The 15,211-nt window shown below is 40.2% G+C and carries 14 protein-coding genes; 4 read left to right on the forward strand and 10 right to left on the reverse strand.

Annotated elements, in window-relative coordinates; translation table 11 throughout:
- Positions 1–31: 31 nt before the first annotated feature.
- The 7 genes from ACQK2H_RS19405 to ACQK2H_RS19435 form a co-directional block, all read right to left on the reverse strand.
- Entirely contained in the window at positions 32–1,201 is a 1,170-nt protein-coding gene (locus tag ACQK2H_RS19405; RefSeq protein ID WP_425393043.1) for a mechanosensitive ion channel, read from the reverse strand.
- 87 nt (positions 1,202–1,288) lie between these two features.
- Positions 1,289–1,951 carry an ABC transporter ATP-binding protein gene (locus ACQK2H_RS19410; RefSeq protein WP_425393044.1) on the reverse strand — a complete coding sequence of 221 codons (663 nt, stop codon included), beginning with the start codon at positions 1,949–1,951 and terminating at the stop codon, positions 1,289–1,291.
- A gap of 55 nt (positions 1,952–2,006) precedes the next feature.
- Positions 2,007–2,567 (reverse strand): peroxidase-related enzyme, encoded by a 561-nt coding sequence (locus ACQK2H_RS19415; RefSeq protein WP_425393045.1) that lies wholly within the window; start codon positions 2,565–2,567, stop codon positions 2,007–2,009.
- Positions 2,567–3,904: a PhoH family protein gene (locus tag ACQK2H_RS19420; RefSeq protein ID WP_425393046.1), complete on the reverse strand. Its 1,338-nt coding sequence runs from the start codon at positions 3,902–3,904 to the stop codon at positions 2,567–2,569. The genes ACQK2H_RS19415 and ACQK2H_RS19420 overlap by 1 nt, the downstream gene beginning before the upstream one ends.
- Positions 3,905–4,205: 301 nt before the next feature.
- A complete protein-coding gene (locus ACQK2H_RS19425; RefSeq protein ID WP_425393047.1) occupies positions 4,206–4,877 on the reverse strand; it encodes an AlbA family DNA-binding domain-containing protein in 672 nt (223 codons plus the stop codon).
- Between the two features lie 56 nt (positions 4,878–4,933).
- Positions 4,934–6,439 carry a sigma 54-interacting transcriptional regulator gene (locus ACQK2H_RS19430; protein WP_425393048.1) on the reverse strand — a complete coding sequence of 502 codons (1,506 nt, stop codon included), beginning with the start codon at positions 6,437–6,439 and terminating at the stop codon, positions 4,934–4,936.
- Positions 6,439–7,536, reverse strand: coding sequence for a vWA domain-containing protein (locus tag ACQK2H_RS19435; protein WP_425393049.1), 1,098 nt, complete (start codon positions 7,534–7,536; stop codon positions 6,439–6,441). The genes ACQK2H_RS19430 and ACQK2H_RS19435 overlap by 1 nt, the downstream gene beginning before the upstream one ends.
- 180 nt (positions 7,537–7,716) lie before the next feature.
- On the opposite strand from ACQK2H_RS19435, the gene ACQK2H_RS19440 reads away from it, so the two are divergent.
- On the forward strand, positions 7,717–7,875 hold the full coding sequence (locus tag ACQK2H_RS19440; RefSeq protein ID WP_425393050.1) for a hypothetical protein: 159 nt from the start codon (positions 7,717–7,719) through the stop codon (positions 7,873–7,875).
- Here the strand turns inward: ACQK2H_RS19440 and ACQK2H_RS19445 are convergent, their stop codons facing one another.
- From ACQK2H_RS19445 to ACQK2H_RS19455, 3 genes are read right to left on the reverse strand one after another with little or no spacing between them, the layout of a single operon-like run.
- Positions 7,876–8,490 carry a sterol desaturase family protein gene (locus ACQK2H_RS19445; RefSeq protein WP_425393051.1) on the reverse strand — a complete coding sequence of 205 codons (615 nt, stop codon included), beginning with the start codon at positions 8,488–8,490 and terminating at the stop codon, positions 7,876–7,878.
- Positions 8,491–8,538: 48 nt separating this feature from the next.
- On the reverse strand, positions 8,539–9,684 hold the full coding sequence (bshA, locus tag ACQK2H_RS19450; protein WP_425393052.1) for an N-acetyl-alpha-D-glucosaminyl L-malate synthase BshA: 1,146 nt from the start codon (positions 9,682–9,684) through the stop codon (positions 8,539–8,541).
- Between the two features lie 56 nt (positions 9,685–9,740).
- Positions 9,741–11,978 (reverse strand): serine hydrolase domain-containing protein, encoded by a 2,238-nt coding sequence (locus ACQK2H_RS19455; protein WP_425393053.1) that lies wholly within the window; start codon positions 11,976–11,978, stop codon positions 9,741–9,743.
- Positions 11,979–12,235: 257 nt separating this feature from the next.
- On the opposite strand from ACQK2H_RS19455, the gene ACQK2H_RS19460 reads away from it, so the two are divergent.
- The 3 genes from ACQK2H_RS19460 to ACQK2H_RS19470 are packed head-to-tail and all read left to right on the forward strand — an operon-like array spanning position 12,236 to position 15,209.
- Positions 12,236–12,580 (forward strand): hypothetical protein, encoded by a 345-nt coding sequence (locus tag ACQK2H_RS19460; RefSeq protein WP_425393054.1) that lies wholly within the window; start codon positions 12,236–12,238, stop codon positions 12,578–12,580.
- Complete coding sequence (gene mutL / locus ACQK2H_RS19465; RefSeq protein ID WP_425393055.1) at positions 12,577–14,400, forward strand: DNA mismatch repair endonuclease MutL; 1,824 nt, start codon at positions 12,577–12,579, stop codon at positions 14,398–14,400. The genes ACQK2H_RS19460 and mutL overlap by 4 nt, the downstream gene beginning before the upstream one ends.
- A 20-nt stretch (positions 14,401–14,420) precedes the next feature.
- Positions 14,421–15,209 (forward strand): rhomboid family intramembrane serine protease, encoded by a 789-nt coding sequence (locus ACQK2H_RS19470; RefSeq protein WP_425393056.1) that lies wholly within the window; start codon positions 14,421–14,423, stop codon positions 15,207–15,209.
- Positions 15,210–15,211: the final 2 nt, after the last annotated feature.

The following is a 15,211-nucleotide window of genomic DNA, read 5'->3' on the forward strand; positions in this document are numbered from 1 at the left end:
TTTAAGTATCGGGGCTGTTTTTTGTTATCTACTAATTCTTCTTTCCCTTTAGTTTTTTGAGAATATCTTCCATGTGTTTCCCTGCGGCTTCACGACCTCCCAGTCCATAGGAAAGTGCAACTGCTACCGCGATCGAGCCTAATGTCAAACCAAACGCCAATTCCACAATGCTATTGGCAATGCCCATTGTCCTCAATGCGATAGCCAGGAACAAACCTATAATTGCCACTCTGGCTATGCCCGCCATAAATGCATTTTCGCCAGAAGCATTCATAGACTTGTAAATGATTGAGCTTAAAAAATTACCCATCACCAGTATGATTAATCCAAAAAGCACATTGCCTGAAAGATTGAGGATCGTGTGTAAAACTTCGGCCAGTCTATCCAAACCAAGCATCTCTACTCCTGAGATCACGCCAAAAAATACCATGAAGAAGAAAATGATATTTGCAACAATGGATGACAGCTTTTGATCTCCCAACACAGACTTAAGTTGCAGGCGTTCTATCATATTGTCCATGCCAATATTCGCAAGTAGATCTTTCACAAAGGAGGTGATGAACCTACCTCCAACCACGAAGATGGAAATGATAAGTATTGCTCCAATGATATTAGGAACTGAATCCAGCATCTGATGCAAAACATTGTTAGCCGGATTGGTAATTGCTTCTAAATGAAGGGCATTAAGGCCCTGGATGATGAAAGGAATGAATATGACAATAAAAACAACTTGTTGGATGAAATGAACCAACTTGTCTGTCTCCTTAAAGCCCATGTTATTGGCGAGCCTGTCAAAGAAACTACCAGCCATTTTCACAAGGTTTGAAATAAACTTAGCAATGATATAACCTATGAAAATGATGGCCATTCCGGCGAGAATATTAGGAATAAACCCAAGGAATTCATTGAGCATGTTTCTGATTGGATCAAGCACATAACTCACACCAAGCATCTCAAGCACGATGAGGAGAACGATGAGCATCAAAATGTAATAAACCAGATTGGCAATGAACTTATTTGTGTCCACAATGGTGTTGCCCAGCAGACGCTCATCCCACTCGGTTTTCTTCATTAAACTATGGACTACTTTGCGTATCAATACAGCAAAGAGCCACCCCACTATGAGAACCACAATGGCTCCCACCACTCCGGGAAGAGATTCACTGATTGTGTGAATTAAACGCTCTAAATAATCTGGCATATTCATGGTTAGATAGGTTTTGTTAAATTAAATCTTCTATTAATCCAAAGATACGGATTTTAGTAACCTATCTAACCACTTATATATTTATGATATCACTCGTCCATCCTCGAGCTGAACTATTCGGGATCCGTATTCAGCAAACTTTTCATTATGTGTTACCTGGATAATCGTCATACCATCCGAATGAAGCTGTTTCAACACATCCATCACTTCCTCTCCCTGAGAGGAATGCAAATTACCGGTAGGCTCATCCGCAAGTAGTAATTTCGGCTTCCCAATGATTGCTCTCACCACACCAACAAGTTGCTGCTGACCGCCTGAAAGCTGCTCTGGGAAAAGGTCTTTCTTAGCAACCATATTGAATTTATCCAGCATTTCGGCAATCATACTCGCACGCTCCTTTCCTTTCACTCCACGATAGATTAGAGGCGTTTCGATGTTTTCATAGACTGTCAGTTCATCAATCAGATGATAGGCCTGGAAGATAAATCCAATGTGCTCTTTATGTATTCTTGAAATACGCTTTTCTCTAAGTTTATGGACTGGTTCATCCATGAAGTAATACTCGCCTTCAGATGGCTTATCCAGCATTCCGATAATGTTGAGCAAGGTAGATTTACCGGAACCGGATGGTCCCATAATGCTAACAAATTCACCTTCTTTTATCTCAAGATCAATCCCCTTCAAAATGAAAGTTCGCTGATATTTGGATTCGATGAATTTGCTGACGTCTTTTAGGTTGATCATTTTAATTAAGTTTTTGACAAGCTAAACCTAACGAATTGAATTGAATTTGGATACATTAATCGTATTTATAACCTCCCGGATTCTCTTCCAGATTTACCCCTAATCCAAGTACAATTCGATTGACAAAATTGAAATAGGAAATGACCAGCGTGGCATCCAGAATCTCTCTATCATTTAACCCAACATTTTTGAGTTGAGATATCAATCTTCCATCATGTGACTTCTCTGGATGTTCTGTAAGTTCTTTTGCAAAGCGACATAAGGCTTTTTCTTTTTCGTCTAAAGATGCGGTTTCAAAATCAATTTGAAAGGCTTTCAGCTTCTCATCATCCTTCCAGAAATTCTTTACAGCTTCGAGGTGATGTATCTGACAGTACTGACATCTATTAGAAATGGAAACTATCACCGCCATCATTTCGCGGTGAACTCTTCGTAGGGGAGATTTGCCAAACATGATGGTCATGTATAAATCCATATGCCTGGTTATTGTCTCAGGGTTCAATGACTGAATCTTATGAACCTCAGCTGTTTTACCACGGCTTTTTACCAGACCGTCATAGATTTCCTTTAAATGGCCTTCTGCTTCATCAGGCTGTATTACATCTATGTAAGGCATTACAGTAATTCATTTGCGAGATTAGCTAATTCCGAACGCTCGCCTTTTTCCAATGTGATGTGAGCAAACATTGGATGATCTTTAATTCGATCAATTAGATACGAAAGTCCGTTAGATTGGGAATCCAGATACGGTGTATCAATCTGGTAAATGTCTCCGGTAAAAATGATTTTCGTATTTTCTCCCGCTCTGGTTATAATCGTTTTTATTTCGTGAGGTGTAAGGTTTTGAGCCTCATCCACTATGAAGAAAATATTTGACAAACTTCTACCTCTGATATACGCCAAAGGTGTAATCATCAATTTTTCCTGATTGACCATATCGGTAATTCGGGTAAATTCTTTGTCATTTTCCTTGAACTGATGCTGGATGTATTTCAGGTTATCCCACAATGGCTCCATGTATGGGTTTAGTTTGGATTTAATATCCCCAGGTAAGTAACCAATGTCCTTATTGCTCAGTGGAACGATAGGTCTTGCCAGGTATATCTGTTTAAAGTTTCTTCTCTGCTCTAAAGCTGATGCAAGAGCTAAAAGTGTTTTGCCTGTTCCGGCAACACCGTTGATACTTACCAGCTTTATCTCAGGGTTGAGCATGGCATGCATGGCAAATGTTTGCTCTGCATTCTTCGGTTTAATGCCATACACAGTTTGCTTTTCTACTTTCTCTACTGTGTCCTCAAGGGGGTTGTAATAACCCAGCACCGAATTCTTCTCACTCTTTAATATGAAGTAGTTATTGGCAGGGAACTTCTTCCGCTTAAGAATCTTTTTGCGATCCACCACATTCTTTTTGAAGAGCTCGTCTATATCTTCTGAATTGATGTCTTCCAGCTCCGTTTTACCAGTGGTAAGGGTGTTTACATTTTTGATTTTACCTGTTTCATAATCTTCGGCCGGAAGCTCAAGAGACTTTGCTTTGAGTCTCAGATTGATGTCTTTAGATACAAGAATTACATTTCGTTTCGGTTCTTGCTCCTTAATGGTAAGTGCAGCGTTTAGGATTCTATGATCATTCTTACCGTCATTAAAAACCTGAGTAGCATCTAAAGTGCTGTCAGTGTCCATGATCACCTTGAAGCACCCTTTGGTTTTTCCATTTAATGGTATCCAGTCCTGCAGGCTATGGTCCTTAGCTAACCTGTCCAGTAAGCGAATAAATTCTCTGGCTTCAAAGTTTTTGGTGTCATTGCCTTTCTTAAACTGATCCAGTTCCTCAAGGACGGTAATTGGGATGCCTACATCATGCTCAGCGAAGTTGAGAATAGAGTCGTGTGAAAATAAAATTACTGAGGTATCGAGTACGAAAATTTTTTTCTGCTTGGAAGATTTTGCCATGCGGAGTAGTGGTTTACAGTTCCAAAAAGGATTGACTGTAATATTGGAGTTTCGCCTGAAAAAAAGAAGAGAAAGTGAAGGAATTTCTGTAAAACCCAAATTATGCTTAAGCATAATTTGCCTGATGGGTCAGACTAAGTGAAACTTGTCTGACTGTGGCCAAAGCGTCATCAGCAGACAAAAGCTTTGCTTTGTCGGAGTTACCCTGACAAAAATTTTCCAACAAGAACTTTTCCGTCAATATGCAATAGAATATTTGGCTTTATTAAACCCAATAGTCTATTGTATATTTCGGGTAAAATTATTCTGTGGGCATGAAGATATCCCCTCCTTTTTTTGGCTCAATTTTTAAAGCCCCAGATAAAGCCAAATGAATTAACTTATTAGACGCAAGCTTTTTATTAAGTCCGCTCAATTGTGTGTACTCTGTCAAAGTTATGCTAGCATTGTTTTCAAAATATTGAAACAACTTTCGAGTTTGCTCCTCAAATTCAATTGGCTGATGAGACCGCTTGCTCTTTTTGAGTATTTGCCTTAATTCATAGCTGGCCTGAATGGACTGGTCATCGCTCCTTACAAATGCTTTTCCATACCGATGTTTCTTTTCAAGGAATGCGAAATGCGGTTTGTTTTCACTTTCAGGAATCTGATAGTGGAGAATTTCAATGTCTTCCTTAACCTGCAATATGTCAACTGAAAAATCAATGACCGGACGGCACAATTCATTGATTGCTTTTGACAATACATACTCGTCTTCCTCGGGGTATTTAAGGCCTGCAAGTATTCCGTTATCATCTACACCAACGAATAGGTTGCCGCCGCTTCCATTAGCAAATGCAACAACCTCACGAATAATTTTCTCAGGGTGATTGGCCTTTTTTTTAAACTCAACAAATTGGCCTTCCCCTCTTCGAATCAGCTTAAGCGCCTCTTTGACTTTTGCTTGTGTATCGCTGTTTTTTGTTGGCCCCATGGAATTCGCATCGTTTCTTTAAATCTTCAACACAACTGCAATTCTGACGAACCCAATTAATCTTCATCCCCCATTTCCGGCATAGAAAACATGCTGGTAAATAAGTCTTTGAATTGCATCCCTTGCTGCAGCTGGTGCTTGCTGAGCATGCTATATTCTGCTAATCCAAATAACGCAAATTCCATTAAAAAGTACTTAAACCCTTCATGAGAAGTTTTTTGATGTTTATTCACAAGTGCTTCTAATCCCGGAATATTTTTAAGTTCCTTTCGATAAGCTTTCTCAGTGGCGGAGAATATTAAATCCACCATATTGCCCTTTTCAAACCACTCTTTGATTGGCTCATAAGGGTTTCCTTCTTCTTTTTTTCGTTCCTTCTCGGGATCTGGGAAGTAATTAATAAACTGCGTCCTAATGGCTTTTCCAACTAGATTGTTGGCTACAATTCCAGGACCCTCCTGTTCTCCTTCATAGACTAGTTCTACCTTACCCGTAATGGATGGTATCACACCAATAAAATCAGTCAAGCGAACCGAAGTTTTTGTCTCTCCACTTTCTAACATTCTTCGCTCACAAGCACTCACCAGATTTTCATAGGCAGAGATGGTCAAACGTGCTGAAACGCCACTTTTAGCATCTACATATTCGCTCTCACGAGCTTCCATCGCGATCTGCTCAATCAGGTCTTTTGCCAGATCATAGATTTCAACACCTTCTTCCTGCTCTTTTGCAAGTGCGGCCTCTTGTGCTGTAATCTTTTTCCCGATTTCGATAGAAGATGGGTAATGTGTAATGATTTGACTGTCGATTCTATCTTTTAAAGGAGTCACAATCGAGCCTCGATTGGTGTAGTCTTCCGGGTTTGCTGTGAAGACAAACTGAACGTCTAGTGGCATCCTCAATTTAAAACCTCTAATCTGTATGTCTCCCTCCTGTAGAATATTAAACAAAGCGACCTGGATTCTGGCTTGCAAATCCGGCAATTCATTGATAACAAATATTCCACGATGTGAGCGAGGCACCAATCCAAAATGAATCACTCGTTCGTCAGAATAAGGTAATTTGAGACTGGCTGCTTTAATCGGGTCTGCATCTCCAATTAAATCAGCAATGGTCACATCCGGAGTTGCTAACTTTTCGGTATATCGCTCATCTCGATGCATCCAACCAACTGGAGTAGCATCTCCCAACTCAGCAACTTTATCACGTGCATATTTTGAGATTGGATTAAGTGGATCATCGTTGAGAGGCGCACCTTCTACTACCGGAATATATTCATCAAGTAATCCGGTCATCATGCGCGCCATTCTCGTTTTCGCCTGACCTCTCAGACCTAAAAAATTGATATTATGACGAGAAAGTATGGCGCGCTCAACATCCGGAATCACCGTATCCTCATAGCCCCAAATACCTTCAAAAACACTTTCTCCTTTTCGTTTCTTCTCGATCAGGTTGGTTCTCAGCTCCTCTTTTATACTTTGAGGATAATAATCACTCGCTTTCAATTCTCCCAAGGTGCTGATTTTCAGCATCTGGTCCGTACTTAGGTCTTTATATTTCATTAGAGGTTTTTTCTTCTATTTCGTCTGTAGTCTTCAAAAATCAAATTCCCTAAACCCTGCAAACTGCTATAGTAAGCATTGCCATTATTTACCTCTGTAAACTCTCTTACAAACTCCTGTAAATACGGGTCAGAAGCAATCATAAACGTGGTTATAGGGATATTTATTCGACGACACTGGGCTCCCAGATTCAGCGTTTTATTTAAAATCTTCGGATCCAGTCCGAAACTATTTTTATAATATTTAATTCCTTCTTTCAAACAGGTGGGTTTCCCATCTGTAATCATGAAGATTTGTTTGTTTTTATTCTTCCTTCTGCGCAATAGATCCATCGCAAGCTCCAGGCCTGCTACGGTATTGGTATGGTATGGACCGACATTCAAATACGGCAAATCTTTTACTTCAATCTGCCAGGCATCATTTCCGAAAACAATAACATCCAGTGTATCTTTTGGATATTTCCGCTTGATTAATTCAGCAAGAGCCATGGCTACTTTCTTTGCCGGAGTGATCCGATCTTCTCCATACAGAATCATAGAGTGACTGATATCTATCATGAGCACTGTAGAGGTTTGGGTTTTGTATTCCCGTTCGCGTATCTCCAGGTCGTTTTCAGTAAGAGTCAGGTCATTGAGCCCATGATTGATCTGTGCATTACGTAAACTCTCCGTCATTTCAATTTGCTCTATGGAATCACCAAACTGAAATTCTCTGTAATCCGATGTAATCTCATCACCTATCCCCGTATGATCTGATCGATGATTGCCTTTCCCTGACTTCTTCAGCTTTCCGAAAATCTCTTCCAGTGCACTTTTTCTTATTTCCTGTTCACTCTTAGCGGTAACTCTAAACTCACCTTTCTCGTTTTTATCATCGATGTATCCTTTGTTTCTTAAATCGTCTATAAAATCTCCAATCCCATATTCTGCATTGGAGATTCCATGTTCACGATCAAGATTAGTCAACCAGCTAAGTGCTTCGCTCACATCACCAGACGTAATGACAAGAAGTTGGAGAAAAATATTGAGCAAATTATCGAATGTATTCTGTTCAGGATTTTTCTCTGGAATGTATTCTGTAAATCGGTATCCGATCATAGCATTAACTTAACTAAAAATGGACAAGAATGATTTCCTGATGCAAGTAGAATAAAATCAAAGAGGCAGATTTTAATTGGCGCAAAGCCCCTCCTTGAATTGCAATTCCGATAGAAAAAACAACATGGCAATGAAATCAGAATTTTTTACGTTAAATTAACGTAAGATATTCCGCATGTTATGCCTGGCAGACGTCCCATATTCGCTTCTTTGATCACCAATTTGTTTTGGGGAACCAGAGATTTACTATTCAAAGCAACACTAGAGCCAGCATCTCCGGAAAAGCGAAAAGAAAGAGAGGCTAAAAAAGCTGCTAAGAAAAAAAAGAAATCGGAGTAGTTATTTCTTAGGCATTGTTCCGAATATCAAATCCCAAAAAGGAGAAGATACCCCGAACGCATTTCCAGGATCCTTATAGTGGTGAATTCCATGATGAACCCAAAGTACTTTCCAAAAGTTTTTAGGTGGCTGGAAGGCATGCACCATATAATGAACCCATAGGTAGGCTGCATACCCCATTAAAAAGCCGGGTAAGAATGCAAAAACGTTCACACCCATGATCAGCTTGAAGAAAAAGAAAAACGCAGTAGATAAAGCAAGGCTAAGTGGAATAGGCATAGCCAATCTGTCTTTGTCTTTTGGATAGTCATGGTGCACCCCATGAACAGTATAGGCAAATTTCTCTTGCTTTTCGTTTTTTGGATTCAAATGAAAAACGAATCTATGCATCACATACTCCACTAGCGTAAACGCTAATAACCCACCAATGAATAATAGAGGAGCAGATACTGCAGTTATATAAGATTGCTGAAACCCATAGATCAATAACCCTGTAGAAATAACTGAGAACACGACTAACGGAATAGCTATATGCGTTCGTGTGAGCCTTTCCATGAATTTATTCTTGAAAAGTGCCTTGGTTCCTTTCACGTGTGGTTTATTCTGTAATTCCATTGCTTCGTTTAATTCAAGACAAAATTAGGGAAAAGAAACCCTAATTTTTTACAAACTCTCTGATAATGACTTTTTATGTTTTTCTAATACTGACTGATAATAGGCCTCATATTTTGGTAAAATATTATTCACGTCAAATTCTTTTGCTCTCGAAAGCGCTCCAATCTTAAAAGCTTCCAGATTATCATTATCCAGAATATGTATTGCGCGCTTGACCATGCTGTCGATATCTCCAACATCGCATACATATCCTGACTCACCTTCTTTGTTTAATTCCGGAAGACCCCCTGCATTAGTTGAGATGACAGGTACTTCACAGGCCATAGCTTCGAGTGCCGCAAGTCCAAAGCTTTCTTTTTCTGAGGTCATCAAGAAAAGATCACTCACTGAAAGTACTTCCTCGACAGCCTCTAGTTTTCCTAAGAAGCGTATATCTTCTGTGCAAATGCCTCTAGCCATATCTTCCATCCTTTGCCTTTCAGGCCCATCACCAATAAGCAACAGTTTCGAAGGCACCACTTTTCTTACCTCACAAAAAACTTTCAGAACATCGTCTACTCGCTTTACCTTTCTAAAATTGGAAGTATGTACAACAAGTTTTTCACCGTTCGGACAAATGGCCTTTTTAAAATGATCTTTGCGCTGCTTTTTAAAGCGTTCCAAATCGATAAAGTTTGGAATCACCTCTATCGGCACAGAAATATCAAAATGCTCCAGAGTGTCACTCTTCAAATCTTCCGATACCGCCGTGACTCCATCAGACTGATTGATTGAAAATGTTACAACCGGTTCATTGGTAGCGTCTTTCCCTACGATTGTAATATCTGTTCCGTGCAAAGTGGTGATGAATGGAATTTCGTATCCTTTGGTTTTAAGGATCTGCTGAGCCATATATGCTGCTGATGCGTGTGGCACAGCATAATGTACATGAAGCAGATCAAGTTTTTCATTTAGTACTACGTCTACCATTCTGCTAGCCAATGCAAGCTCATAAGGAGCATACTGAAATAGCGGATACGATTTAACGCTAACCTCGTGGTAATAAAGATTCGGATTGAAGAAATCTAGCCTGGTGGGCTGAGAGTAGGTAATGAAATGGATTTCGTGCCCTTTTTTAGCAAGTGCTTTTCCAAGCTCAGTGGCAACTACTCCACTTCCTCCATACGTGGGATAACATACAATTCCTACCTTCATTCTTTAGGTCAAATTCTTCAAGGGAGTTAAACCACCACATCGTGAAATAAGTTTCGTTAATTCACGTTTTTGAGCGATTTATAAATCACATCATGCATTTGAGTTCGAATATTTAATTGCCCTAAGCGCCAATTATTAGCGTCTGGATAGATACGATTGGACAGAAACACGTAAATCAAATCCTGATCAGGATCAGCCCAAACCATTGTACCAGTGAACCCCGTGTGACCAAAACTACGATCACTTGCCAGCGAAGCAGCTGCATCTTTTTCACCATCCTTTTTATCCCACCCAAGTCCACGCCTGTTATTTTCAAAGTAGCGTGCATTTAGATGACTTAGCGTTTCCGGTGACAAGTATTGTCTTCCGCCATAATAACCATCATTAAGGAACATATACATCAATTTTGCAAGGTCCCTGGCAGTTGAGAACAGACCGGCATGACCAGCCACACCACCAAAAACCAACGCATTACGATCATGAACTTCTCCCCAAACCTGGTAATTACGATAGCGATTGTCATATTCTGTAGGAGCGATTTCTTTAGGTGATATCCCATTTTTAATGGGTAAGAATGTGGTGCGTTTCATCCCCATTGGATCATAAAAATTTTGGGTAACAAATGCATCAAAAGATAAACCAGACACCTCCTCTACCAGCAAATGAAGGATCATGAATCCTAAATCGCTGTAATTATAGTTTTCCGGGTTTTTGATTAATTCTGACCTGACAATAAAGCTTTTGAGTGAATCTAACATGCTAGGATGTGGCTCCAGGCCGTATGTTCTAATATCCCTTGCCTCGTCCTCAGATGTCTTATAGTAAAACGCATCCAGCCTGTCTCCATCCATCATCATACTCCAAAATGGCACGTATGATCTTAAACCACCATTGTGGGCAAGTAATTGCCTGATGGTTATTTGACCCTTGTTTGACTCATTAAAGGCCTCTAAATGCTGACTTAAAGAATCGTCTAACTGAATTTTATTTTGGTCAATCAAAAGCGCAATAGCCGGTAAAGTAGCAGCCACCTTGGTAATGGAAGCGATATCATAAACCGTATTTCTGGTAACAGGAATGAGGCTGTCATATGTAAAAAAGCCATATGATTTTTCCAGCACCATTTGACCATTTTTAACCACTGCTACTTGCATCCCGGGTGTTGCAAATCGATTGATTGCAAGGGTCGCCAGGGAATCAATCCAAATCAGTTTTTCCTTACTTAACCCTTCACGCTCAAGGTCAGAAAAGCCCAGATAGGCTGGGTTTTTAATTGGGTTGATATGCATATGATTGCTTCTTCCAACAATCTGATGGGCTCCAAACAACATTTGTGCAATGAGCACATCCGGCTCCTCAATGGTAAATTCAGGTAAAACAAGTGCAGAATGATCTTTATTTCCAACTCCTTTTTGAATCAAAATATCGTGATCATAAAGTTTTGTATTAGTATTTCTTTTATCAACAATACACGGGACACCCGGCACCCGATAGTCCAACACCTCCACATACTGCTTCAATCTATTTCTTAATTGAAGGTCTAACCCCAGATATGTTATTCGATCTACCTGAAGTGGGAAAACACTATCAGGATCAAAGGCGAGCACACTTTCTGCAAACATTTTTTCAGCAAGCGAACCTGGCAAATCATATACCGGGAAAAAGGCTGTTTGCTTTGATTGTTTAATGCGGGTGTAAAAAGCATCTAACTCATCCTTGTCCATCTTTTCTCCCCAACGAGACAATTTCTTCGTGTTTGCATCCTGGCTTGCTACCCAAATGGTAGGCTGAACCTTGGCCTCTGTTTCAAACTCTTTTCTTGAATCAGGAAGGGAATAGGAAAGAATCGATTTGTCGATGAAATAAAAAGGAGAATGCTGATTGAGCTCCAGAATTACCTCCTTTTCGAAATCTGTATAGGCGGAGGTATCAGGTAATACCATGTGATTAACCCCCTTGGTTCTACCGAAACTTTCAAGAAAGTGGTAATAATCTTTTCTAAGGGAAGGGTCTGATATTGCTGCTATTGTAGCTAATGAAGGGAGTATGACATCATCCTTAGGCAAAGGGTCAAAGCGATCATCTAATTGAAGTGCTACATAATAGTTTTTATCTTCAAGAAACTGCGCTGCATAGCTAGACCACTCTCCAAAATAGATGGTAGATTTTTTTTTGTGACGGACTGATTTGTAAAAAGAGTCACCATCTATCCACACCTCCTCTCTTGTCTCGTTATCAGAGGCAAGAATGGCAGTACAGACACACATCAACCCTATGAATAGGCGGCTTCTCATATTATCAGTAATCTATTTTAAATAATTTTTCATTGATCGAGTGGTGGTTTCTTTGAAAAATCTGAATACATCTGCTGATGTTCTTTAACGTGTTTAATTAATCTTAAATCTTGACGAACTTTGTTGTCAAGATAAATCCTGATTTTGTAAGCATCAACACAACTTCATATTTAATGTCAAACATCAGGATTAAATTTGAACAATTTTTCACTCATCTCGTGTTCATTTAGACAACATTCGATCAATAAGTATACCTAATGCGATTTCCTTCTCTTTTTAGACTACCAAAACATCAACAATTCCGGATACAGCCACGCTATTATGACCCGGTTAAGGAAGAAATCCTTGAGCGAACAGAAAGAATTCGGGAAGAAATGGAAGGGAAAAAAGCTGAAGAATACCGTTCTACCAAAATCAATTTTAAAAGAAAAACGAAATCAGCTCCTGCAACATCCATGCTTCAGTTGGGAATCGCAGCTCTGCTAGGGAGTATGGTTTTAGGATGGTTACAGTTTGGGAATGATATTTTCTACTACCTATTGTGGGTGATCGTTCCTCTTTACTTAATCTACCGTCTAAGAACATTTAGAAGAAAAAGATGAGTGATGTCATTCACCTATTACCGGACAGCATCGCTAACCAAATTGCAGCTGGTGAAGTGGTGCAAAGACCAGCATCTGTCGTCAAGGAAATGCTTGAAAACAGCGTGGACGCTGGGGCTACTTCTATTAAACTCATTGTAAAAGATGCTGGCAAATCATTGATCCAAGTCATAGATAATGGATGTGGGATGAGTGGCACAGATGCCCGAATGAGTTTTGAGAGACACGCTACTTCAAAAATTCGCACTTCCGATGATCTTTTCAAGATTCGCACTTTGGGGTTCCGAGGGGAGGCGATGGCGTCCATAGCCGCGGTGGCACAGGTGGAGCTAAAAACACGTCAAGAACAAAATGAGCTAGGCACACAGCTTATCATCGAATCTTCGGAAGTTAAGAGTCAGGAGCCCATCGCCTTCAATCAAGGCACATCCATTTGCGTTAAAAATCTTTTCTATAATGTGCCTGCAAGAAGAAATTTTCTTAAATCCAACCCTGTCGAGCTAAGACATATCAATGACGAATTTCAGCGAGTTGCTTTAGCAAATCCTGAAATTGCATTCACCATGGTTCAAAACGACCTGGAGACCTATAAGCTTGACGTTGGTAAGTTGAGTAAGCGTATTGTACAGCTTTTCGGGAAAAATTACCAGCAACAATTGGTGCCATGTAGTGAGGAGACCGACCTTGTTAAGATTACAGGATATATAGGCAAACCTGAAAATGCCAAGAAAACCCGTGGCGAACAGTTCTTTTTCATAAATAATCGTTTCATCAAGAATAGCTACCTCAATCATGCGGTGGTACGCGCCTACCAAGGTCTGTTGAAAGAGGATTACTTTCCTTTCTACGTCTTGTTTATTGAAATAGATCCGATTCATGTAGACATCAATGTGCATCCCACCAAAACGGAAGTGAAGTTTGATGATGATCGGATGCTATATGGCGTAATCAATTCTGCAGTACGTCAGGGCCTTGCGTCCTTTAATGTGACTCCTTCTTTGGATTTCTCTGCTGATGTCAGTTTCGATCACCTTAATATACAGCGAGAGAGCCAGTCCATTTCAAGTAAAAAAGATCGTGATTATGGATCATTTAGATCGCTGGAAAGTAATCAAGAACGACTCGATCGGCTCAACGAGCTGTATGCATCTGCAACGCAAGAAGAAATTGCTACCATAGAAGAGGCAGAAAAAGAACGAGTGGTACAAACCACCTTTTCCAGCTCCATGAATCAGCCGGTTGATTCTGAAGAGAAAAAGCCAACATATCACCTTCATGGACGTTATTTGCTTCGACAGGTGAAGAGCGGAATGGTAGTGTTGGACAAAGTCTCAGCCTTAGAGCGGATACTTTTTGAGCAATACCAAAAGTCCATCAATAGTGGGGCCGGTACTTCACAATCATGCATGTTTCCCCAACAGGTCAACTTAAATCCTTCAGATTTCGCATTGGCCATGGAATTAAAAAGTGAAATCAATCAGCTAGGTTTTGAGTTTGAACAAATGGGCGAAAGTATGATTGTGATCCAGGGGATACCTGCTGAACTTGCGCCCTGCAACGAAAAGGAAGTATTTGAAGGTCTAATAGAGCAGTTTAAGTTTAATGCGAAAAAACTGAACCTTCCAAAAAATGAAAGCCTTGCGCGGGCATTAGCCAAGCGGACTGCAGGAAGTAGGTGTAGTAAACTGAAGGAAGAAGAGATGGATCAGCTGATGGATCGGCTTTTTGCTTGTGAGCAACCAAATTATACGCCTGATGGTAACCCCACGTATGTTTTGGTTAGTTTAGAGCAAATAAATGAATGGTTTAGCAAAAGTTAGAAGTTTAGAAGATTTAAAACGTGTTTAGAAGACTCACTCCCGTAGCTAAAAATATTTTGATCATCAATGTGGCAATCTTGCTGCTTGCATCACTTTTAAAATTGCCATTAAATGAGTGGTTTGGATTGAAAGTGATCTACTCAGACGAGTTTGCTCCGTATCAATTTTTGACCTACATGTGGCTGCATGGTGGCATGTGGCACTTGATAGGCAATATGATCGCTGTACTTGTATTTGCTCCAATGCTGGAGACTGTTTGGGGATCCAAGCGGTTTTTAACTTTCTATCTTGTATGCGGGATAGGAGCCGGCATCCTTTATGGAGCGGCTGATGCATTTGAAAAAATGCCGCTGAAAAATGCCGCTGAGGCCTATCTGGCTGACCCAAGTCCGGAAGCATTTGAAAAATTTGTTATTAGCAATAAATCTTACATAAATGTTGCCAGGGCAAGTGAGCTGATCGACTCTTACTACGAAAATCCGGCCTACGAAGTGCAAACGGTAGCTGCGGTTAGAAGCATCTACGATGGAGTAGTCACTAATGGCACTATGGTAGGAGCATCAGGTGCTGTGTTTGGGATACTGTTTGCTTTTGCTTTTCTCTTTCCAAATACTGAGCTGTTTTTGCTATTCCCTCCAATACCGATCAAGGCAAAATACCTTGTCTTCTTTTATGCGATGTATGAGCTCTATGCCGAATTCAATCGAATGCCGGGAGACAATGTCGCTCACCTGGCTCACTTGAGTGGAATGCTAATTGCTTTTATTTTGTTGAAAATCTGGAAAAACGATACACGTAGATTTTATTAAGA

The sequence above is a fragment of the Ekhidna sp. genome, from assembly GCF_965228795.1.
Taxonomy (GTDB): domain Bacteria; phylum Bacteroidota; class Bacteroidia; order Cytophagales; family Cyclobacteriaceae; genus Ekhidna.